This window comes from Vibrio methylphosphonaticus (assembly GCF_023634655.1).
GTDB lineage: Bacteria > Pseudomonadota > Gammaproteobacteria > Enterobacterales > Vibrionaceae > Vibrio > Vibrio methylphosphonaticus.
On the sequence record NZ_JAMKMS010000011.1, the window covers coordinates 15,929 to 36,993 of the forward strand.

Annotated in this window: 17 protein-coding genes; 7 read left to right on the plus strand and 10 right to left on the minus strand. The window is 44.4% G+C overall.

Annotation, left to right across the window (positions count from 1 at the left end; translation table 11 throughout):
* Positions 1–6: 6 nt before the first annotated feature.
* The 4 genes from M9196_RS13850 (at position 7) to M9196_RS13865 (ending at position 3,446) form a co-directional block, all read left to right on the plus strand.
* A complete protein-coding gene (locus tag M9196_RS13850) occupies positions 7–1,713 on the plus strand; it encodes an ABC transporter permease (protein ID WP_250618119.1) in 1,707 nt (568 codons plus the stop codon).
* On the plus strand, positions 1,679–2,329 hold the full coding sequence (locus M9196_RS13855) for an ATP-binding cassette domain-containing protein (protein WP_250618120.1): 651 nt from the start codon (positions 1,679–1,681) through the stop codon (positions 2,327–2,329). The genes M9196_RS13850 and M9196_RS13855 overlap by 35 nt, the downstream gene beginning before the upstream one ends.
* The gene (locus tag M9196_RS13860) at positions 2,322–2,993 is read left to right on the plus strand and encodes a CDP-alcohol phosphatidyltransferase family protein (protein ID WP_250618240.1); all 672 of its coding nucleotides are present in this window, start codon (positions 2,322–2,324) and stop codon (positions 2,991–2,993) included. Before M9196_RS13855 ends, M9196_RS13860 begins: the two co-directional genes overlap by 8 nt.
* A gap of 108 nt (positions 2,994–3,101) precedes the next feature.
* Positions 3,102–3,446, plus strand: a complete 345-nt coding sequence (locus M9196_RS13865) for a YajD family HNH nuclease (RefSeq protein ID WP_250618121.1) — start codon at positions 3,102–3,104, stop codon at positions 3,444–3,446.
* Positions 3,447–3,573: 127 nt separating this feature from the next.
* Here M9196_RS13865 and gnd read toward each other — a convergent pair whose 3' ends face one another.
* Positions 3,574–5,022, minus strand: a complete 1,449-nt coding sequence (gnd, locus tag M9196_RS13870) for a decarboxylating NADP(+)-dependent phosphogluconate dehydrogenase (RefSeq protein WP_250618122.1) — start codon at positions 5,020–5,022, stop codon at positions 3,574–3,576.
* Positions 5,023–5,123: 101 nt separating this feature from the next.
* Positions 5,124–6,626: a glucose-6-phosphate dehydrogenase gene (zwf, locus tag M9196_RS13875; protein ID WP_250618123.1), complete on the minus strand. Its 1,503-nt coding sequence runs from the start codon at positions 6,624–6,626 to the stop codon at positions 5,124–5,126.
* 328 nt (positions 6,627–6,954) lie between these two features.
* Here zwf and M9196_RS13880 point away from each other — a divergent pair, with 328 nt between their 5' ends.
* Positions 6,955–8,325 (plus strand): L-serine ammonia-lyase, encoded by a 1,371-nt coding sequence (locus M9196_RS13880; protein WP_250618124.1) that lies wholly within the window; start codon positions 6,955–6,957, stop codon positions 8,323–8,325.
* A 150-nt stretch (positions 8,326–8,475) separates the two neighbouring features.
* Here the strand turns inward: M9196_RS13880 and M9196_RS13885 are convergent, their stop codons facing one another.
* The 4 genes from M9196_RS13885 to M9196_RS13900 form a co-directional block, all read right to left on the minus strand.
* On the minus strand, positions 8,476–9,495 hold the full coding sequence (locus M9196_RS13885; protein ID WP_250618125.1) for a YcjF family protein: 1,020 nt from the start codon (positions 9,493–9,495) through the stop codon (positions 8,476–8,478).
* Positions 9,492–10,865: a YcjX family GTP-binding protein gene (locus tag M9196_RS13890; RefSeq protein ID WP_250618126.1), complete on the minus strand. Its 1,374-nt coding sequence runs from the start codon at positions 10,863–10,865 to the stop codon at positions 9,492–9,494. Before M9196_RS13890 ends, M9196_RS13885 begins: the two co-directional genes overlap by 4 nt.
* A gap of 159 nt (positions 10,866–11,024) precedes the next feature.
* Positions 11,025–11,210, minus strand: coding sequence for a hypothetical protein (locus tag M9196_RS13895; protein ID WP_250618127.1), 186 nt, complete (start codon positions 11,208–11,210; stop codon positions 11,025–11,027).
* 92 nt (positions 11,211–11,302) lie between these two features.
* Positions 11,303–12,823, minus strand: a complete 1,521-nt coding sequence (locus M9196_RS13900; protein WP_250618128.1) for a fumarate hydratase — start codon at positions 12,821–12,823, stop codon at positions 11,303–11,305.
* 192 nt (positions 12,824–13,015) lie between these two features.
* Here M9196_RS13900 and pabB point away from each other — a divergent pair, with 192 nt between their 5' ends.
* Positions 13,016–14,407 carry an aminodeoxychorismate synthase component 1 gene (pabB, locus tag M9196_RS13905; protein ID WP_406707688.1) on the plus strand — a complete coding sequence of 464 codons (1,392 nt, stop codon included), beginning with the start codon at positions 13,016–13,018 and terminating at the stop codon, positions 14,405–14,407.
* Between the two features lie 6 nt (positions 14,408–14,413).
* On the opposite strand, the gene M9196_RS13910 is transcribed toward pabB, so the two are convergent.
* The 4 genes from M9196_RS13910 to M9196_RS13925 form a co-directional block, all read right to left on the minus strand.
* Positions 14,414–16,108, minus strand: a complete 1,695-nt coding sequence (locus M9196_RS13910) for an ATP-binding protein (protein ID WP_250618130.1) — start codon at positions 16,106–16,108, stop codon at positions 14,414–14,416.
* A gap of 7 nt (positions 16,109–16,115) precedes the next feature.
* A complete protein-coding gene (locus M9196_RS13915) occupies positions 16,116–16,655 on the minus strand; it encodes a heme NO-binding domain-containing protein (protein WP_250618131.1) in 540 nt (179 codons plus the stop codon).
* Positions 16,656–16,778: 123 nt separating this feature from the next.
* On the minus strand, positions 16,779–18,233 hold the full coding sequence (locus M9196_RS13920; protein WP_250618132.1) for a hypothetical protein: 1,455 nt from the start codon (positions 18,231–18,233) through the stop codon (positions 16,779–16,781).
* 1 nt (position 18,234) lies between these two features.
* Entirely contained in the window at positions 18,235–20,208 is a 1,974-nt protein-coding gene (locus M9196_RS13925; protein WP_250618133.1) for an EAL domain-containing protein, read from the minus strand.
* Positions 20,209–20,576: 368 nt separating this feature from the next.
* Between M9196_RS13925 and M9196_RS13930 the strand changes: the two genes are divergently transcribed.
* Positions 20,577–20,933: a hypothetical protein gene (locus tag M9196_RS13930; protein ID WP_250618134.1), complete on the plus strand. Its 357-nt coding sequence runs from the start codon at positions 20,577–20,579 to the stop codon at positions 20,931–20,933.
* Positions 20,934–21,065: the final 132 nt, after the last annotated feature.

Below are 21,065 nucleotides of genomic sequence, written 5' to 3' on the forward strand. Positions count from 1 at the left end.
TTCACTATGCTAAGACTGTTGTACGGCCTATTAGTCGTTGTCTGCATATTGCCAACCATACCCGGATTACTGGGTGTGGGTGTGGCCTCACTTGGGTATATTCCCCCATTGAGTTTACATGCGTTTTCTTTGGATGGGTTTAGCCAGGTATTCTCCTGGCAAGGCGTTGAAACGTCGTTAATGTTGACCTTATTCACGACCCTTGCCAGCAGCTATCTTGCCTGCGTACTGACTTTTTTTATCTTAGAGTCGTGCTGGAATCGACCAATTTGGAACAAGATCGAACTGGCACTGTCGCCACTGCTTGCCATGCCACACGTCGCTTTCGCAATAGGATTTGCCTTTTTGTTCGCGCCGACAGGCTTTGGTATTCGTGTACTCAGTGAGTTTTTCAATATCAGCCAGAACACAGGAGTAGACTCGCGTGCTTTGCTGATTAAAGACCCATACGGGGTTGGACTTACCTTAATGCTTGCTCTTAAAGAGGTGCCGTTTCTGCTCCTCATGAGCATACCTATCCTGAAACAACTTAGAGTTCGGGAAACCATAAAAGTCGCCTCGGCGTTAGGCTATCGCCATCATGTGACATGGTGGAAAGTCATCATGCCTCAGTGGTTTAACAAAATGCGTTTTCCTATGCTTGCGGTCATTGCTTATAGCTTATCTGTGGTTGATGTTGCTTTAGTCCTTGGCCCCACTAACCCACCGACATTCGCCGTGCTCGTCTGGCAGTGGTTTAACGATCCGGACCTCCAGTTACTGCCTCGCGCGTCAGCAGGAGCGGTCATATTGTTTTTAGTGGCATCGTTATTAATTATGCTCGCTAGATTCATCGAACATGCGATCTGTCGCTCAGCGAAACAGTGGCAATATTCCGGAAGATGGGCGCCTCGCCTACCCGGCAAAGCGATGATTTTAACCCTTATCGCGCTTTTTCTTGTGATGCTTCCACTGATCGTGACTTGGACGTTTGCGCTGCGTTGGCGCTTTCCAGACAGCTTGCCTAGCCGATACACATTGAGGTTTTGGGAGTACGAGTGGCACGGAGTGTTAGAGGTGCTATCGCAAAGCTTATTCATTGCCTTGATTTCAGCCACTATTGCGCTTGTCTTTGCCATTATTGGTCATGAATATCGCCTCCGTTATCGATGGCAGGTGCCTGGGTACGTCATCGCTATCCCAATGCTTATTCCGCAATTAAGTATTTTATTCGGCTTACAAGTGGCGACGCTTGTTATCAGCAACGGGCACTACACCTTTTGGGTTTGCTGGTCACATGTGTTTTTTGCTTTTCCTTATATTTACCTTTCATTAGACGGTCCATGGCGCAGCTATAACGAAAAATTGACTCAAGTGTCTTTGAGCCTGGGTAAAAGCCCTATAAACACATGGCTCCATGTCAAACTTCCACAGCTATTACCTGCCATCATCTTTGCGTGGGCGGTGGGAATAAGTGTCAGCTTAGCGCAATACCTACCTACCCTGATTCTCGGAGCGGGACGTGTTTCAACCATCACCACCGAGGCAGTCGCGCTATCGAGCGGTTTTGACCGCCGTGTCACGGCCATTTATGCGCTTTTCCAAGCGTTGCTACCGCTACTATTTTTTACTCTGGCTGTCATGGTCAGTCGGCTAAATACTCGTCATCGATATAAGCGAGTAAAAGGATTAATACCAAATGAGTCTTTCTCTAGAAAACCTCGCCATCCGTAAGAGTGATGGTGAGGTGCTGTTTTCTAATTGCAACTTCTCGATTCAACCGGGAGAAATCGTGACATTAATGGGTCCAAGTGGCTGTGGGAAATCGACACTGCTTGATGCCGTCGCAGGTCATCTCAGTAACGAATTCGCCTACACAGGGCAGGTAATGCTTAACGGGCAGTCCATTGACGCACTCGAGCCACACGAGAGAGAGGTCGGCATTTTATTTCAAGATGACTTGCTGTTCCCTCATCTTAACGTGTGGGAAAACTTAGCATTTGCTCTTCCTAATGAGGTAAAAGGTAAAGATCGCAAAGCGCAAGCACTCACAGCATTGGGGGCGATTATGCTAACACCACTCGCCCACCATTTTCCGGAGCAACTGTCCGGTGGGCAACGTGCACGGATTAGTTTAACAAGAATGCTACTGGCCAAACCAAAGGTTGCACTCCTCGATGAACCTTTTAGTAAACTAGATCAAGCGCTACGAAGTCAGTTTCGTGATTGGGTGGTCGAGCAACTGCGTGATGCCAATATTCCCACCTTGATGGTGACTCATGATAAAGACGACATTCCAGTGAATAGTCGTGTCTATACTTGGCCATGGGAGAATAATGAAGATGCTTGATAGACTCAGTATTAAAGTCATTCGATGGCCGTTATCAAAAAGCGCCGAGACGCTCAATCATTTCCAATTTACCGCCAATCAAGTCACTCTTTTTGGTTTTGTTCTCGGCTGCTTAGCCTTTCCTGCACTTGTACTGGAACAGTATACCGTCGCACTGCTATTCATATTACTTAACCGGATATGCGACGGATTAGACGGTGCATTGGCGCGAATTCAAGGTATCTCTGATGCGGGCGGCTTTCTGGATATCAGTCTCGATTTTTTGTTTTACTCTCTCATCCCTTTTGGATTTGTGGTAGCCAACCCTGAAAGCAATGCGGTCGCGGGTGCCTTTCTGATTTTTTCTTTTATTGGTACCGGTTCAAGCTTTTTGGCGTTTGCCGTGATGGCAGGTAAACGAGGCATCGAAAATCCCGTTTACCAGCACAAGTCGCTGTATTATATGAGTGGATTAACAGAGGGAACCGAAACCATTGGTTGTTTTGTGCTGCTTTGCCTGTTCCCACAACACTTTTCCACTATCGCGTTTATTTTTGGTACCGCGTGCTGGTTCACCACATTTACTCGTATCTACTCGGGCTTTCATACGCTCAAAGAGCCTGAGCTCAAATATCCTCAGAGTAAAACGCCTGACAGCAACACACCTGAGAATAAGCAGCAATAGTGAGATCCGGCTAAAGTGAGATCCGGCTAACGCTGACATCGCCTCAATCCGGCATTAGTATGATAAAATCAACACTGGTATTAAAATTGAAACAACGAAGGATTTAATATGTCTTCTGATTATACGGGTTCTAGCTCTGCGTACGCTCGCCAAGAAAGCGGCTACCGCGAGAAAGCACTAAAACTCTACCCATGGGTATGTGGCAACTGTGCTCGTGAGTTTGTTTATTCAAACCTTCGCGAACTTACTGTTCACCATAAAGATCATGACCATACAAACAATCCCAATGATGGCAGTAACTGGGAGCTGTTATGCCTGTATTGTCACGATCATGAGCACTCAAAATACACCGACCACGACCGTTACGGCAGTGAAGTCAAACCGGGTCAGGATGAGCATGAAAGTGCCACTCATAACCCGTTCGCTGATTTAGCGAAAATGATGAAGAAATAGATGAAGAAATAGACGCAAGCCAGTCACGAAAAGAGACACGCAAGTGACCACGTTTCGCGGTTTATTCAAATAAAAAAATGGAGCCTAACGGCTCCATTTCACTATCAAGGTTACTATCAACGATTAATTATACGTCGTAAGTCGTCGACGCTGTATCGCCGCCAGTACCAGTCCAGTTCGTGTGGAAGAATTCACCACGTGGACGGTCAGTACGCTCATAAGTGTGAGCACCGAAGTAATCACGCTGAGCTTGTAGAAGGTTCGCAGGAAGACGAGCAGTCGTGTAACCGTCTAGGAACGTAAGCGCAGAAGTCATACATGGCATTGGGATACCCGACTCCATAGACTTAGCGGCAACTTTACGCCATGCACCCATACAATTATCTAGGATACCTTTGAAGTATGCATCTGAACCTAAGAAAGCAATCTCTGGGTTCGCTTCGTAAGCATCACGAATGTTGCCTAGGAAAGCAGAACGGATGATACAACCACCACGCCACATAAGCGCAACGTTACCGTAGTTTAGATCCCAGCCGTTTTCGTTCGACGCTTCACGCATTAGCATGAAACCTTGAGCGTAAGAGATGATCTTAGAAGCCAGTAGCGCTTGACGGATTGCATCCACCCACTCTTGCTTGTCGCCTTCAACTGGAGCAACCGTTTTTCCGAACAGTTTCTCAGCTTCAACACGTTGATCTTTAAGTGCAGATAGGCAACGAGAGAATACAGATTCAGTGATTAAAGTGAGTGGGATACCCATGTCTAGTGCATTGATGCCTGTCCATTTGCCCGTACCTTTTTGGCCAGCAGTGTCTAGGATCTTCTCAACTAGCGCTTCACCGTCTTCATCTTTGTAGCCAAGGATGTCAGCCGTGATTTCTACTAGGTAGCTGTCTAGCTCAGTTTTGTTCCAGTCAGCAAATACAGCCTGCATTTCGTCGTGGTTCATACCTAGGCCATCTTTCATGAATTGGTATGCTTCAGTGATAAGCTGCATGTCACCGTATTCGATGCCATTGTGAACCATCTTAACGAAGTGACCAGCACCGTCGTTACCAACCCAATCACAACAAGGCTCACCCGCGTCAGTTTTCGCTGAAATACCTTGGAAGATAGGCTTAACCGCTTCCCAAGCTTCTGGAGAACCACCTGGCATGATAGAAGGACCGAAACGTGCGCCTTCTTCACCACCAGAAACACCGGTACCGATGAAGTGAATGCCTTTCTCACGAAGAGCGGCAACACGACGGTTAGTGTCTGGGAAGTTAGTGTTACCACCATCAATGATGATGTCGCCTTTGTCTAGAAGCGGTACCAGCTTATCGATGAACGTATCGACTACGTCACCAGCACGTACCATAAGCATCACTTTACGTGGTGTTTCTAGTTTCTCAACGAGTTCTTCCAAAGAATAAGCACCAACAATGTCAGTGCCTTTCGCTGGGCCTTCTAAAAATTCATCAACTTTGGCAGCAGTACGGTTATGCGCCACAACTTTAAAGCCGTGATCGTTCATGTTTAGGATAAGGTTCTGACCCATTACGGCCAAACCAATAACACCAATATCACCTTTCATCGTTCTCTCCATCAATTCGGCAACTTAACTTGCTGCGATTAAGTTTTAGTTAACTTCATACGACCAAAGCAAACGGCTCTGGTCGTTAAATTTATTTAAAATTACAGTTCACAGTAGTCTGTGTCTGTGAGGTTTTTACATGGGAAACGCCAAGCTCGACCGTCGTCATGCAACAACTTGTCGCACTCTTTTGGTCCCCAAGTACCACAGGCATAGCCATAAAGCGCTTGTGGTCCCTGCTTATAATCTAAGATTGGCTGAACAAACTCCCAACATGCTTCTACTGCATCACTACGAGCAAATAGCGTAGCATCGCCATTTAGCGCATCCAGTAGTAGACGTTCGTAAGCCGTTAACATTTGTGTTTCTTGTAACGACGCGTAGTGGAAGTTCATCTTCACTTCTTTGGCATTAAACCCAGCACCTGGCTCTTTCAAACCAAAGCTCATCTGAATACCTTCATCTGGCTGAATACGTATGATGAGCTTGTTTTCTGGCGCATTTTTGCCAAAAACAGGATGTGGTGTTTGTTTGAAGTGAATAACAACTTCAGTCACACGTGTAGGTAAACGCTTACCAGAACGAACGTAAAATGGCACACCATTCCAACGCCAGTTATCGATAAACATCTTAAGGCCCACATACGTTTCCGTTCTGGAGTCATCAGCAACGCCGTGCTCGTCACGGTAACTAGGCAGGAACTGTCCACGAACATTGGACTCGGTATATTGCCCTAGTACGAGATTGTCACGTAAATCATCATCCGATAGCGGGCGAAGACACTGCAGTACTTTAACGACTTCATTACGGATAGCATCCGCATTGATTTGCGCTGGCGATTCCATGCCCACCATTGCTAATACTTGCAATAAATGGTTTTGGAACATGTCACGAACGGCGCCGGAGCCGTCGTAGTATCCACCACGTTCTTCTACACCAAGGAACTCGGCACCAGTGATCTCAACATAATCAACGTACTGATGATTCCAAAGCGGCTCAAACATCGCATTCGAGAAACGCAAAACCAGCAGATTTTGAACCGTTTCTTTACCTAAGTAGTGATCGATACGATAGATTTGGTGCTCTTGGAAGTGCTCATGAATCTCTTTATCTAGTTTACGAGCAGACGCAAGATCATAGCCAAATGGTTTTTCAATAATAAGACGCTTCCAGCCATCCTCTTCGCTGTTAAGGCCGTGGGCCGCGAGACTTGCTGGAATAATGCTGTAAAGGCTTGGCGGCGTCGCCAAATAGAAAAGCGTGTTACGTTGTTCAAAACCATACTGGTTAGCAACCTCATCAAGACGAGTCGCCAGTTTTGCGTAATCTTGCGTGTCCGACGTATCAATCGCTTGATAATGAAGGTGGTCACAGAACGCTTCTAGCGTTTCCGGCTCCGTTTTCTCCATTTCTTGCAGCGATTTTTTAAGCTTTTCTCTGTATGACTCGTCACTGTATTTTGTGCGACTTACACCAAGAATAGCGAATGATTTTGGCAGCTGTTTGCTGGCAAACAAATGGTAAAGTGCAGGGATCAACTTACGGTAAGTCAGATCACCCGAAGCACCAAAAATAACGATGCTGCTGTTTTCAGGGATTACCATCTTTTTTCCTTAGACAATGGGGGCAATTGTTTAGCGGACGCAATGTTAACAGCGTGCTAGGCAAAAAGAAAATAACTTTTGCCTATCCAAATAATAGGTAAATTCACTCAATTTATGACATCCGACCACTAACGCGCAAACGTTTCACTTATCATATAAAACCAGACTCATTAAAAACAGCACATTCCATACGAATTCCCTCTTCACAGCAGAGGAAAATCAAACCATTGCCAAAATTTACAAACAAATAATAATAAAATAGGAAATTTAACAATATAATAGAAAGGTCAATCGACGAATAGCTATAAGAAACAGTGAGACAGTCAATATGCTTTCAATTTTCGAAATCTACAAAATCGGCGTCGGGCCTTCAAGCTCTCATACCAATGGTCCAATGATCGCCGGGTATGAATTTACTCAACTCCTTGTCACCAACCTCAACAATGTGAGTCGAATTCAAGTCGATTTGTATGGTTCGCTTTCACTCACTGGTATCGGTCATCATACCGATAGAGCGACTATCCTTGGGCTACTGGGTAACAAGCCTGACACCATTAAGATCACCAGTGCCAATGATGCGATGCGCGCAGCGATTAAAGAAGGTACGTTAACGCTATCAGGCCAACATGACATCAGTTTTAATTTTAAAAAAGATATCATTTTTCATGAGGAAAACCTCCCTCTTCACGAAAATGGCATGACAATCTCTGCCTTTGATGAAAATGGCGATCGCCTCGCCTTTGAAACCTATTATTCAATTGGTGGTGGTTTCATCGCAACAGAAGATGAGCTGCAAAACGGGAAAAAAACCAAAGCGATTGATGTCGAATTCCCTTTCTCCAGTGCGGACGAGATGCTAGAGCAAGCCGAAACAAGTGGCATGAGTCTGGGTGGGATGATCCTTCGCAACGAAGTCTCGTTTACCGATTTGGAAACCATTAACGCCAAAGCCGAGCAAATTTGGCGGGTAATGATGCGTTGTATGGAGCGCGGTTTTGAAACAGAAGGTATCCTTGATGGCGGTCTCAACGTTACCCGACGTGCCCCTAACCTACTTAAAAAACTTGAAGCAAATGCCGCAATAGAAAATGACCCAATGGAAATTCTTGATTGGATCAACCTTTTTGCCTTCGCGGTCAGTGAAGAAAACGCCGCTGGCGGACAAGTGGTGACATCACCCACGAATGGGGCTGCAGGTGTGATCCCTGCCGTATTAATGTACTACCATCGCTTTATCAAAGAACTCGATACGAAACAGCTTAAAGACTTCCTAGCCGTATCAGGGGCAATCGGTATTCTTTATAAAACCAATGCTTCTATTTCTGGTGCTGAAGTAGGATGCCAAGGCGAAGTTGGTGTCTCTTCATCAATGGCAGCGGCAGGATTAACCGCGCTTCGAGGCGGAAGCAATGAGCAGATTTGTATCGCGGCCGAGATTGCGATGGAGCATTCCCTCGGTATGACTTGTGACCCTATTGGCGGGCTAGTTCAAGTACCGTGTATTGAACGCAATGCTATGGGAGCAATGAAAGCCATCAATGCTTCCCGCATGGCGTTAAAACGCACCAGTAAATGCCTCATCTCCTTGGACAAAGTTATCGAAACTATGTACCAGACGGGTAAAGACATGCATAAGAAGTATCGTGAAACGTCGCAAGGGGGACTGGCTCTCATTCACCTTGCGCCACCCTGCGAGTAATATTTGGCTGATAGACTAAGCAATAAAAAAGCCAGTTAGGTTTCATCCTTACTGGCTTCCTCTATAACATTTGATGACTTAAACAAACGCCATTCTAGGTTCTAGTTTGTAGTTTGTAGCTTCTAATAAAAGCGTCAACCCACTTACCAATCAACTTAGTTTATTTCGTAAACTCGCCATCACAGACTGACGAATAGAGCTAAGCTTTGGCTGCTCTTGAGCTGGGAATGGAATCGGGCGCATTAAGCTGATCGTTTTGAGTCCTAAGCGAGCGGTGATAAGACCAACCCCTAGCCCTTGTCCTGCTCTAGCTGATAACTTTTCAGCTAGATTCAATGACAGAATATCAGCACTTGACTCTATCGCCAGTTCCGTCGCACCAGCCACTGCTATGTTGACGAGGACAAGTTTAAAGAGACGTAAACGAGACCAATATCCAAGCTCCACACCATAGACTTCTGACAGTTTGTCGATCATCTTGAAGTTTCGCCACGCAATTAACAGCATATCGGCGATCGCGAGTGGGCTTAAAGCAACAAGTAACGCGGCCTCTCCGGACAACGTTGATACCGTTGATAGTGCTTTTTTGTCTTGTTCGGTAATCACCATCGACTGGTACATATTCAGTACCTCAGCATCACTATGGGCACTGTGAACACTGTTTTTCCAGCGGTCATACGATGGATGTTCAGGTTGTATTCCCGCTTCCTCAGCTAATCGTTGGCAGAATTTTTCCCCCTGCCCTACGCCATCGCTATCAATAAGTTGTTCAGCTTGCTCTTGAACTGAAAAATGGTCTTTCAGTTTCCTAAGTTTGTATAACTCTTTTCCGAGCGCGCCAATACCTAGGGTAGCAATTGCCGTAACTAAACCAGACCAACCCAATGACAGCCAATCCCCTGTACTAGCCGCCGTTATAACATTGTCAACGGCTTGCCAACCTACTAATCCAGCAAAAGCAACGAGCAAAGACGTGGCGATCCAGCCTTTTTTACTATTACCTTTAATAACGCGCTCTAACGCTTCATCCTCATCTTCATGAGCTTCGCTTGACGTGATCGGTACAAATGTTTCTTGGGGTTCAAAGAGAGTTTGGCTCGTGACATCACAATCAATATCCGATGTCTTCTCATCTTCTGTAAATACTTGTCGCCCTTTTAGATCATTCATCGAAGTTTATCTCCAATTAAATACTGCAGTGCTTTATCAATACGAATGTGGCTGCACGGCTCATCAGCAGAACTCTCTAGTGGTCGAAACGACGTAAACTCAAACCGGTTCGTTTGCCAGTAGTCTGATTTAGGTAACTTAGCGGGGACGTCTCCGGGGTAAAGCGTCATTGGCTCCCCATCTAAATTTGTCCCTCTAAGCGCAGGTACGCTTTCGCTGCTTTTGCCAACAAATCCGGCTTGGGTCGCGCGGATCGATGCGACGCTCATGCAATTCATATCTATGTTTTCAAACGCGGTTTCTTGCCACGCGGGGTGAACCATCTGTTGTAATAAGCTGACTAAGTTATTGTGCTGCTCTGGCGTCACGTGATCAGCCTTAGTCGCAGCAAATAAAATTTTATCGATACGAGATGAAAACAACCGACGCAGTAAGTTAGTTTGCCCATAACGAAAGCTTTTCATAATCTGCTGTAACGCTTCTTTCATGTCATGAAAAGCTTCATCTCCAGCCATTAAAGGCTGCAAACAATCCACCAGCACTATCTGGCGATCAAACGTCGCAAAATGGTTCTTATAGAACTGCTTGACGACCTTGTTTTGATACTCTTCGTATCGATGTCTAAGCATGTCATAGCTACTATTTTTTACCACTTTCCCATCTGGATGTTTACACGGGAAAAACTGCAGAACTGGTGCACCGTGAAGCTCGCCTGGTAAAACAAAACGCCCCGGTTGCACCCAATGTAGACCACGATTTTTGCAATCAAATAGATAGTCAGTAAACACTTGTGCGATTTCAGCAATGGCTTTTTCATTCGCGGGTTCGTTCGAATCAAAGCCCTCTAGTGAGGTCAACCACGCTTGTGCACATTCCAAACGAACACCTTTCAAGTGTTCAAATTGCAAGTCACTCCACTGCTCAAACGACATATCCAATAAAGGTAAATCAAGCAGCCACTCGCCTGGATAATCAATGACATCAATATACAGAGTGGATGTTTTGCTCAGTAATCGTTTCGCACCTTTTGCCGGTTTATATTTTAATGCCAAACGTATTTCGCTTACGTCTCTTGTCGGCTTTGGCCAATCTGGTGGCGTACCATGCAATTGTTCCATTGCTTCATCGTAAGCGAAACGCGGAACCATGAGATTTGATTGTGGTATGCGTTTAGCGCCAATTAAACGCTTATCGCGCGCGCATTCTAATAGCGGTAAATTGTCATGAGTCGACGTGTGAAGTAATTGGTTAACTAACGAAGTAATGAACGCGGTTTTCCCCGCGCGAGACAAACCGGTGACCGCAATTCTGACATGAGAATCCATACTGCGATGTAAAAGATCTGATACTTCCTGACCAATTCGGTTCATTCAACGAACTCCAAATAAATAACGAGATTGCAGTATGCACTATACGAGATTAATGAAACATGAACAAAAAACCCCTGAAGCTATTCAGAGGTTTTAGTCGTAATCAGGGCTTTTAACCATAACTAGGAATGTGATAATCAGAACCGGCCCTTGACTGGACTAATCGTCTTCGATGAGCTTGTAAATAACGAAAAGTGCTATTTCTAGTAGTGCGGTAAGTACACAGACCATGGTTACATACTTCTCATTGAAGATGCTGACCCCATGAAAAATTAGGTCGTAACCAACAAAAAAACCGACGATGAGCAGTACTGCAATTTGTAATATTTGTATAAATCGAGGCATTCGCGCGCTCTCCTTCATTATTTTTTCAGTATACTGCTGAATTATAGATAAAAAAGAGAATATGTCTGCACATACTCTCTTATTTTTATCCTCTATGACGCGCTTTCAGCCTCAGCAATTTTAACTTTCCAGGTATCTGGTCCGATCTGGTGAGCATTTGCGCCCGTTGAGTCGACCGCTACGGTGACAGGCATATCCTCAACTTCAAACTCATAAATTGCTTCCATGCCGAGATCTTCAAACGCAACAACGCGGGCTTTCTTAATCGCTTTAGCAACGAGATACGCCGCACCACCTACCGCCATTAAATACACAGCTTTGTGCTCTTTAATGGATTGAACCGTCGCTGGTCCACGTTCTGCTTTGCCAATCATACCCATGATGCCAGTTTCATTGAGCATCATATCGGTAAACTTATCCATTCGTGTCGATGTCGTCGGTCCCGCAGGGCCAACCGCTTCATCGCCCACCGCATCCACAGGGCCAACGTAGTAAATGAATTTGCCTTTAAAGTCCACGCCAGCGGGTAAACCTTCGCCGCTTTCTAACATTCCTTGAATGCGCTTATGAGCCGCATCACGACCGGTCAGAATTTTACCGGAAAGCAGAACCGTTTCTCCTGTTTTCCATTCTTGGACATCTTCTTGCGTGACTTCATCTAAGTTTACACGACGAGTATTCGCGCCCGCTTCCCAAGTGATATCCGGCCATTCTTCCAATTTAGGTGGCGTGAGCTCCGCAGGACCACTTCCATCAAGAGTGAAGTGCACATGACGTGTTGCTGCACAGTTCGGGATAAGACACACTGGTTTAGAAGCCGCATGCGTTGGTGCGGTTTTGATCTTGACATCAACAACCGTCGTCAAACCACCCAGGCCTTGAGCGCCAATTCCAAGCTTATTCACACGGTCAAAAATATCGAGACGAAGCGCTTCTTCTGCGTTTTCGGCACCTTTATCAATAAGCTCTTGAATGTCGATGTGCTCCATCAGCGACTCTTTGGCAAGGACCGCGGCTTTCTCTGCTGTACCACCTATACCTATTCCCAGCATACCCGGTGGACACCAGCCTGCGCCCATTGTAGGTAATGTTTTTTCTACCCACTCAGCAACGTCATCTGATGGGTTTAGCATCACCATTTTGGTCTTGTTCTCTGAGCCGCCGCCTTTTGCAGCGATTTGAATTTCAACTTTATCACCCGGGACCATGTTGATGTGCACAACCGCGGGCGTATTGTCTTTCGTGTTAATTCGTTTGCCAGCAGGATCAGAGAGAACAGACGCTCGCAAAGGGTTATCTGGGTTTGTATACGCTTGTCTCACTCCCTCATCGACCATCTGTTGAACGGTTAGATCTGACGCCCATTGAACATTCATACCGATGTTAACAAAACACGTAACAATACCCGTATCTTGGCAAATTGGTCGATGGCCTTCTGCAGACATTCGAGAGTTGATCAAAATCTGTGCGATCGCATCTTTTGCCGCTTGACTCTCTTCTTTTTGATACGCTTTATCTAACGCTTGGACAAAGTCGAGGGGGTGATAGTACGAGATGTACTGCAATGCATCAGCGACACTACTGATTACGTCTTCTTTACGAATAATCGCCATTGAATACCTCTTTATTCTAATTGCTTCCTGTAGAACGGACTGACTTCTTTTGTGCGATTTCCTTGTTCATTAACAGGCTAAACCCTATTAAACTCAAGGATAAATGTCCGATTTTTTATTGTGAAAATATGATACTCTTGCTTTCCTCTATGCGCCATGTGTGCGACAACGTTTCTGTCACAATTTACACAAATGAATACAAAAGAACTACAACCTATTCAATTCCTTGACGTTCCTTATCAAGAAGATCTTGCGAAACACTACTTTGACGCAATTGAATCTCAACCTTGGTCAATGTTACTCAAATCCTCCGCTTTGAATCATGAAAACGGTCGATTTGACATTCTCGTTAGCAAACCTATCGCAACATTGGTAACGCATGGTGTGACCACGACGTTAACGAGCCAGACAAGTACTCCCAATAAGTTAACTGATGAAGGCAGCGCCATTGAGAGTCAAGACGACCCTTTTGTTTTGCTCGAGGCCGCTATTCAAAAGCATATTGGGTCTATTCAAAATGATTCAAAATGGCCATTTCTCGGCGGCGCATTAGGTTACTTCTCCTATGACCTGGGTAGAAGGGTTGAATCACTTCCAGAGTTGTCACTTCATGATATCCATGCGCCAGATATGGCAGTAGGCATTTATGATTGGGCGTTGATTGTGGATCATCAAGATCAAGAAGCCGTCGTTATTGGCCCTGATGCAGCTGAGCGTTTGCAATGGCTAAAGAATCAAGCACCTGTGCTTGCTACGCCTTTTCAGCGTACTTCTGACTGGCAAGCGAACATGGATGCTGCGGATTATTCAAATAAATTTTCAGCTGTGCAGCAGTATCTGCAAGCGGGTGACTGTTATCAAATTAATCTTGCTCAACGTTGGCAAGCCGACTATCAAGGCAGTGAGTGGCAAGCTTTTTTACAGCTTGATCAGCAGAACAAAGCGCCTTTTAGCGCGTTCATACGCCTTGAAGATATCGCGGTATTAAGTATCTCACCGGAGCGCTTCTTACTCGTTAACGACACACAGATTGAAACCAAACCCATTAAGGGAACTCGTCCACGTAGCGTTGACCCAGTAAAAGATAAAGCCAATGCGATAGAGCTTGCCAATGCCGAAAAAGACCAAGCTGAAAACTTAATGATTGTGGATTTACTCCGCAATGACATTGGTCGTGTTGCGCATCCTGGCAGCGTTAAGGTCCCTAAGCTGTTCGACATTGAAAGCTTCCCGGCGGTTCATCACTTGGTCAGCACGATTACGGCAACGTTAGATGAGAGGTATAACGCGATTGACCTCTTGAGAGCGAGTTTTCCTGGAGGCTCCATTACCGGAGCGCCGAAGATACGTGCCATGGAGATCATTGAAGAACTGGAACCTCATCGCCGGCATATATACTGCGGCAGTATCGGTTATATCAGTGCGCACGGTGTGATGGATACCAGTATTACGATTCGAACGTTAGCGGCCTACCAAGGTAAGCTACACGCCTGGGCTGGCGGTGGAATTGTAGCCGACAGTAAGTGTGAAGCGGAATACCAAGAAACCTTTGATAAACTAGCGAAAATCCTACCGGTTTTGTAGCGCCAACTACACGCTGTTGGGATTCCATTTCTCTAATGTTTTCACTAAATCTTTTGCTGTGTAGGGTTTGGATAAAATATCATCCATACCCACTTCAAAGCATGTTTGCCTTTCTTCTCTTGTCGTGCCCGCGGTCAAAGCAACAATAGGGTTTTGGTAGTGTTCTGACCGCAATATCCGTGTCGCTTCAAATCCATCCATCACGGGCATGCGACAATCCATAAAGATCAGATCATAGCGATGCTTTCTCGCACAATCGACCGCCTCAACACCGTTAACCGCAACGTCTGGAGAGATCGCTAACTTACTCAACATCTTAGTTATGATCACCTGGTTAAGCTTGATATCGTCGACCACCAGTATTTTCATTGTTGATAGGTCAACAGCCGCTGATGACGCATTTTCTGATCGCTTCAAATACGTTTTTGCAGCCTCAACCCTCAGTGGTAAAGTCACTTCAAAAGCCGTTCCCACCCCTAATTCACTGCTAAGAGAGATCTTCCCTCCCATTAACTCAACCAAGCGTTTACAGATCGCTAGACCTAAACCAGTGCCTTCATAATTTCTTGAGCTTGAGCGATCGGCTTGAGTAAATGGCTGAAATAGTTTTTCTTGGGCCGACTGACTGATACCAATCCCAGTATCAATAATTCGAAACACGTAATTATCGCCCCGTTCTTCTATTTTTAAGCTCACCTCTCCACGATCGGTGAATTTAACCGCGTTTCCTAACAAATTCACAAAAACCTGAGTCATTCGCTCTTGATCAGCACAAATAATTTTGTCATCTAAGCATTGAGAATCGATACTAAATTTTAATTGTTTCTCCGTGGCTTTATGTTCAAAGATGCTTTTCAACATCGTATTGATGTTGTGCCAACGAAATTCAGAATCAATCAGCTCCAACATCCCTGCGTTGATCTTACTGAAATCAAGTAAGTCATTGATGATGGTTCGTAGCATCAAACCTGATTGGCTTAAGTTTTGATGCAGATCTCTTTGAGAGTCTGTAAGTTGCGTATCGGCTAATAGCTCCACACTGCCTAATAACCCATTCAGCGGTGTTCTGAGTTCATGGTTGATCATCGCCAAAAACTCGCGAGTTGCGCGTTCAGATGCTTCGGCGCGTTCTTTGGATTCAACCAAACGTAGATTAATCAAGTTTCGATAGATTGAACTCGATAGCAATTCGCCAACCAGGGACATTTGACTGTGAACAAACGCCAAATCCACTGAGGACTGAGACACGATAAGATTAATCGAACCAATTTTCTTTTGCTCAACTTCTAACGGTATACTAGCGTTGATGAGCGTATCTCCCTCACTCACTTGATGAGGAGAGCCTGACACATAAGAGGATAATTTTAGCGATGGAACGGTATCTGGGACTAACGTGATAGAGCATTTTATACTGTCTGATATTTCATCAAGCTGTCTCACTACGTCAAGCAGTAGCACATCATCGATATTTGTTCGCAAAAAGAGCCGACCAAAATAAATCAGTATTTTTTCCACACGCTGCTGCAGCTCCAGTCGCTTGAAACTCGCTTCAGAACGTTGTTCTACTTGCTTAAGCGCCAATTCCAATTTTTGATTGGCGTGAAACAACTCTAGACTTTTCTCCTCAAGTAGTTTCTCCGCAGCTTGACGAGCAGCCTTTTCCCGATTTAATTTTCTCTCTATCGCCGCTTGACTAGGCATAGGTTTCTCAAGTCAGAGTTAAATTAAAACGAACGACACTATTGTCTTCTGTTTGAGGAGACATATTGACTTCAATCTTTTCTCCAAAATGAGTAGCACATCCTTCAATCAAGCCTAAGCAAACGTGAGACATACAGCGGGCACTCTCATAGTCCATTACCATTTCCGTTTCGGTTTCACTAATAAAATGGAACTTAGGGGGTTGAGCATCGGCATAGAGCTTCTTAACTTCAACATGAATGTAGTTTTCCACGTGTCGGATGAATTGGAACGTGGAGTCACTATTGCTTATCCCTGCATTATCGGGCAATGAGCTTAGCAAGGCATTAAAGACCGTCTGCCCAAATACCTGCTGCAACGTGGCTGGGTCAATATTGGTTTTTTTACTGAGGCTCATGATAAGTTTGACCAAGTCTTTATGGTCGTAACTGCCGACTGAAGTATACACCCCCTCATCTCCCGACATTTCAAGAACTTCATCTAGCACATCTAGGCCAAACTTCTCTTCGACCAACTCCATAAATTCGGTAAAAATAATTCCTTTCATCCGCGCTCTCCCTGCCAATAATTAAACTGAGTACTATTGAAACCCTGCTATAAAAGTATTAGAAGAATATCACCATAAATCAATACTATTTCTTTGAATGACATCATCAAATCGTACTGGCAGCTAGATAGCGATAGAAGAAAACCCTACCGTTCCATCATCAAAATCTAGGGTGACATTCAATACGATTTGCGGTTTCGACTCTGTGAACCAAAGTGAGCATAAATGAGCATCTTTAGAAATAACGATTGCATGGAGACAATGAACACTAACATGTCGAACTCTTTGCCTTGTTCGCTGACAGGCTAGCTGTTTAACTTCATGGTAATTGACTTGCCAAAGGTGCGCTGATTTACGAACCGCACATTGCTGATAAAGTAGGTCAGGCATAAAAATTAATTCAACAAAACGACAGCCCCCCTGTTCTACACCCCCTTCAAACGATACCAATACTTTTTCCACCCCCCGTCCACTCTCCGCAGTAAACGTAAACCCTTCACTATTTTGTCGCGTTACCGTCACCCTATTGGAGCACTCAAATCGAAGATTGTTTGTCATTGACTCCGCCTCCGATACGACTCCGGCATTGATCAGATCAGATAGAGTGGTTTCTATCGGACACCACTTACTCCGCCCTTTGTGGTTTATCTCCTGATCGCTTAGACCTTTGGTCAGCGTCACAACACCAACACCAACCACATCAATCGCATCTGAAATATTGTATAGAAGAAGATCCGTGCCTTGACCTTGAAGATAACCACACTCAACTTCAAATACACCATTCGGTTTGGCTTCGAATAAGACCTCTTTGGCACTCGAATACAACGACTCAACAAATAAAATAGGGCTTAGTTTTTGTCCCGAATTCACTAATAATTGTTGCTGTTCAAACGTATAGTGCTGGTTGCTTGCAGATCTCGCTGGCTTTGCAAGCACGGTTGAGAATATCCCTAGATCTATGGTCAAAGAGCGAAAGGTTGTACTGCTGTTCATCTCATCGCATACAACCACATCGAGCGTACATTGGGTCGTTCTTGCAATAGCATTAACGTCCTTTGGAGATATAAAGCAAAACTGAGCCGTTTGCCGAACCTCATAGTTTGGACATTGAGTCGATACAATCAGATTCGATAATGGACCCTCTGTAGGCTCTTCTAGTCCCAATCCATCGGCAAGCTGCGCATTAGAAATAATGATTGAATCGTCACTGGATAGTGTGTGGGAAACGCTAGGTTTTTTACTGTCTGCACGCCTAAATTGAGCCGGAACACGCGAGTTGGCATAATCGTTAAGGTGACATTCAATAGACACGGTAATCCCTTCCACCATGCATCGCAAAGATATGCTACCTTTGAAGTTTTCCATCGGGAGAAAACCAAATAACCCGTCACCAAACGTTTTGAGCACTCCACTAACACTATCGCATACCACTAAGTCGGGCGATAAGCCGTTTAATGCTTCACTTTCAGCGAACAAATAATGCTCAGAGAAAAGAAATAGGCCACAAGAAAGTTTAACAATCGGTCGTTGTGATCGGAGTACCGACACTTGGTCAGATATTGATTCAGAGGAGAGCATATCAACATACCACCCCTTCAATGGGACGGGTAAGCAATTGTTCTACTTGCGATGGCGTCATTGGTCGATAAAAGAGATAACCTTGAATATAATCAATACCAATGTGTCTTAGCACTTCGACCTCAGCCTCAGTTTCGACCCCTTCAGCAACGACCTTAATATCCAAGTCATGAGATAACCGGCCTAACATTTTAACTGCAAAATACTTTTGCTTGCTCTCTTGAATATTTGAAATGAATTTTTTGTCGATTTTCAACTCGTCAAAATCAAAATCACTAAAATATGAAAACGACGCATTCCCTGTCCCAAAGTCATCCACTGCAACCTTAACACCAGCAGCGCGAATGGTTTCAATGAGTGTTGCGTTTTTAGCATTGTTATTAAAATAAGAGGTTTCCGTGATTTCAATCGTGACACGATCATCGTTAATCGAAGACGAACGAATCAGCTCAAACAAGTCATGGAGGTGGTCTGAATACTCTCCAGATTCGGCGAGCGAGCAGTTAAGTGAAATTGATAATGGTACTGACGTGGAGGCTTGTATCTCCATTATTTCTGTAATAGCGCGCTCAGCGACAATTAAGTCGAGTACGGATATTAACTTTAGTTCTTCCGCTAGATAGATGACTTCCTGAACAGAGTATTTAATGCCTTCAAATCGAAAGCGGCAAAGCGCTTCTAACTTAACAATTTGCCCCGTAACCGCATCCACGATTGGCTGAAAATTAACATCAATCTCTTTCTTTTCTATCGCGTTAATCAACAAGCGCTCTAAATGACGCCGTCGAAGATTTGCTTTTACAAGTGACTCATCGTAGAAATTTATATTACTAGAGGCAACCTCATGGACCGACATTGCCTGTAGTGATTGTGAAATCACTTCATCAACGGCGTACTCATTAACGCCATGTAATGCCACACCCACTTTTCCTTCAGAAATATCATTAATTAAGTGGTCATCCAGATAAGTCCTAAGACCCTCTAGAAACTGGCCCACACTGGCATTAATGGTCTGTAAATTTTGACTATCTGTATGTCGGATTCGGATGAGAACAATAAACGTATTGTTTCCCAAGTAACCAAAGCTCTCTCTGTTATGGAAATCGCTTAGTGCTAGCAGTACTTTATCACGCGATTCTTCTTCAAGACCCGGATAAAAGTTGGGCTGAAATGCTAAGACGATAAACTTTTCCGTTTGACGCGATAATTCTTGTGCTTTTTTTCGAAACGATGCCTCATCCAGTACGCGCGCAGCCAAATCCGCAGCGCCCGTGGATAAAGCGCTTTGGAATCTAAGATCAAAATCGCTTCGAAAAGTGTAAATGTATAAACTTTGTCTGTTCGCTAACTGAACTTTTCTAACGCTTACCATTTCAAGCATCGTTTTACTTTCGTTTGAGCGCGTTGCCATTGCCCCCTGCCATTTTGGCGTGCAAGCGATCGCCCGTTTAAACGCGTGAAGATGCGCTCTGTTTTGATGGAATAAACTGATATCCGATATATTATGTCCAAGCATGGTTAAAGCCGATACCGAATGCTGATGACAAAGCGCCTCGTTGACAAAGATAACGTCATGATTATGGTTGGTTATCATTACCCCACCCATTCGCTCATCTAGAAGCTGATCGATGAGCGTCAGTACGCTTATATAATCAATCGTTTTTGATAAAATACTCACGCACCCTTTAACTTTGCCCTCCAGCACTAAGTAAACTTCAAACTTAACAATAAAAACGTCGCCATCAGACGTTTGCAAAGGGACTGACTGTGCGGCGGGGTTACCACTAAACTCCACTTCCCTTATTAAACTGAGTAACTGATTAGTCGTATCCAAGGGAGGAGCTTGAACATGTTTGCCACTTTCTTCACTGGCTAATAGCTTTTGCCAAAACTCGGACGTCGGTATGACAAATGCCACATCGCAGAGCGCTTCCGCCCAAAACATTTTTCTTCCGCTCTTCGAATTCGATACCATGACGTTTCTCTCAGAAAACCAATGCACGTTATTTGTATAAGAATGATGTTGCCCTAAAGCAACGTTGCGCAATGTCAAATAAGCCTAAATACAAACTAGGAAAAATAGTTCAACAATCAAGCTAATCTCTGTATCAAACTTATCTTTGTATCCAGTCACTCTATATCAAACCACGCTATATCAAACCACTCTCAGCAATACCCTTATAAATGGCTCTTAGATCCGTCAGCATTCGTTATTCGATGATATGCAATGGAATGTGATATCCGTCCCTTTATTTTGACATTATTTAATTTTATCAATAACTCGCTTGAATCAGATCAAAAGGCTCCTAGTTTAGTGATATTAAAACTCAATGAGAGCGTCTTATGAACTATCTGTATGTGCATGATATGTATGATGATAATTACACCTCACCGCCACCATTGAGGCGTCTAACCATATTGGACGTTCCACAAGCTGAAATTGAAATTAGGGATATTTTACTATGCTGGTACGAGACGGGATTCATTCCACTACAACAATCTATGGCGCTGAAAAAAGAATTTACTGAGCACAAGCATTTATTTGTTAGACATACACGTACGTTATGCAGGTTGATTAAATGTAAGGCGTATTTTTTTGCCGTGAAACGCGTGATTTCAATATGGGACAACCGCTCTCTTGAGTGCCAGTATCTGGCCTACTTACTTAATAAGTATGCCCATCATTCACCTGAAGCGTAGCTCGAACCTATAAGTATTAACCTGTCACAGTTAATTATTAACTTGTCACCTTGAAGTATTAACTTGTCACGTTGAACTACCTACTTGTCACATTTGTGAGAGAATTAACATAATGATAATAACATCAATAGA

Bases quoted from the DNA above. Each gene is read 5' to 3' on its own strand.
- M9196_RS13850 (WP_250618119.1), top strand. From the start codon at position 7: ATGCTAAGACTGTTGTACGGCCTATTAGTCGTTGTCTGCATATTGCCA.
- M9196_RS13855 (WP_250618120.1), top strand. From the start codon at position 1,679: ATGAGTCTTTCTCTAGAAAACCTCGCCATCCGTAAGAGTGATGGTGAG.
- M9196_RS13860 (WP_250618240.1), top strand. From the start codon at position 2,322: ATGCTTGATAGACTCAGTATTAAAGTCATTCGATGGCCGTTATCAAAA.
- M9196_RS13865 (WP_250618121.1), top strand. From the start codon at position 3,102: ATGTCTTCTGATTATACGGGTTCTAGCTCTGCGTACGCTCGCCAAGAA.
- gnd (WP_250618122.1), bottom strand. From the start codon at position 5,022: ATGAAAGGTGATATTGGTGTTATTGGTTTGGCCGTAATGGGTCAGAAC.
- zwf (WP_250618123.1), bottom strand. From the start codon at position 6,626: ATGGTAATCCCTGAAAACAGCAGCATCGTTATTTTTGGTGCTTCGGGT.
- M9196_RS13880 (WP_250618124.1), top strand. From the start codon at position 6,955: ATGCTTTCAATTTTCGAAATCTACAAAATCGGCGTCGGGCCTTCAAGC.
- M9196_RS13885 (WP_250618125.1), bottom strand. From the start codon at position 9,495: ATGAATGATCTAAAAGGGCGACAAGTATTTACAGAAGATGAGAAGACA.
- M9196_RS13890 (WP_250618126.1), bottom strand. From the start codon at position 10,865: ATGAACCGAATTGGTCAGGAAGTATCAGATCTTTTACATCGCAGTATG.
- M9196_RS13895 (WP_250618127.1), bottom strand. From the start codon at position 11,210: ATGCCTCGATTTATACAAATATTACAAATTGCAGTACTGCTCATCGTC.
- M9196_RS13900 (WP_250618128.1), bottom strand. From the start codon at position 12,823: ATGGCGATTATTCGTAAAGAAGACGTAATCAGTAGTGTCGCTGATGCA.
- pabB (WP_406707688.1), top strand. From the start codon at position 13,016: ATGAATACAAAAGAACTACAACCTATTCAATTCCTTGACGTTCCTTAT.
- M9196_RS13910 (WP_250618130.1), bottom strand. From the start codon at position 16,108: ATGCCTAGTCAAGCGGCGATAGAGAGAAAATTAAATCGGGAAAAGGCT.
- M9196_RS13915 (WP_250618131.1), bottom strand. From the start codon at position 16,655: ATGAAAGGAATTATTTTTACCGAATTTATGGAGTTGGTCGAAGAGAAG.
- M9196_RS13920 (WP_250618132.1), bottom strand. From the start codon at position 18,233: ATGCTCTCCTCTGAATCAATATCTGACCAAGTGTCGGTACTCCGATCA.
- M9196_RS13925 (WP_250618133.1), bottom strand. From the start codon at position 20,208: ATGGTATCGAATTCGAAGAGCGGAAGAAAAATGTTTTGGGCGGAAGCG.
- M9196_RS13930 (WP_250618134.1), top strand. From the start codon at position 20,577: ATGAACTATCTGTATGTGCATGATATGTATGATGATAATTACACCTCA.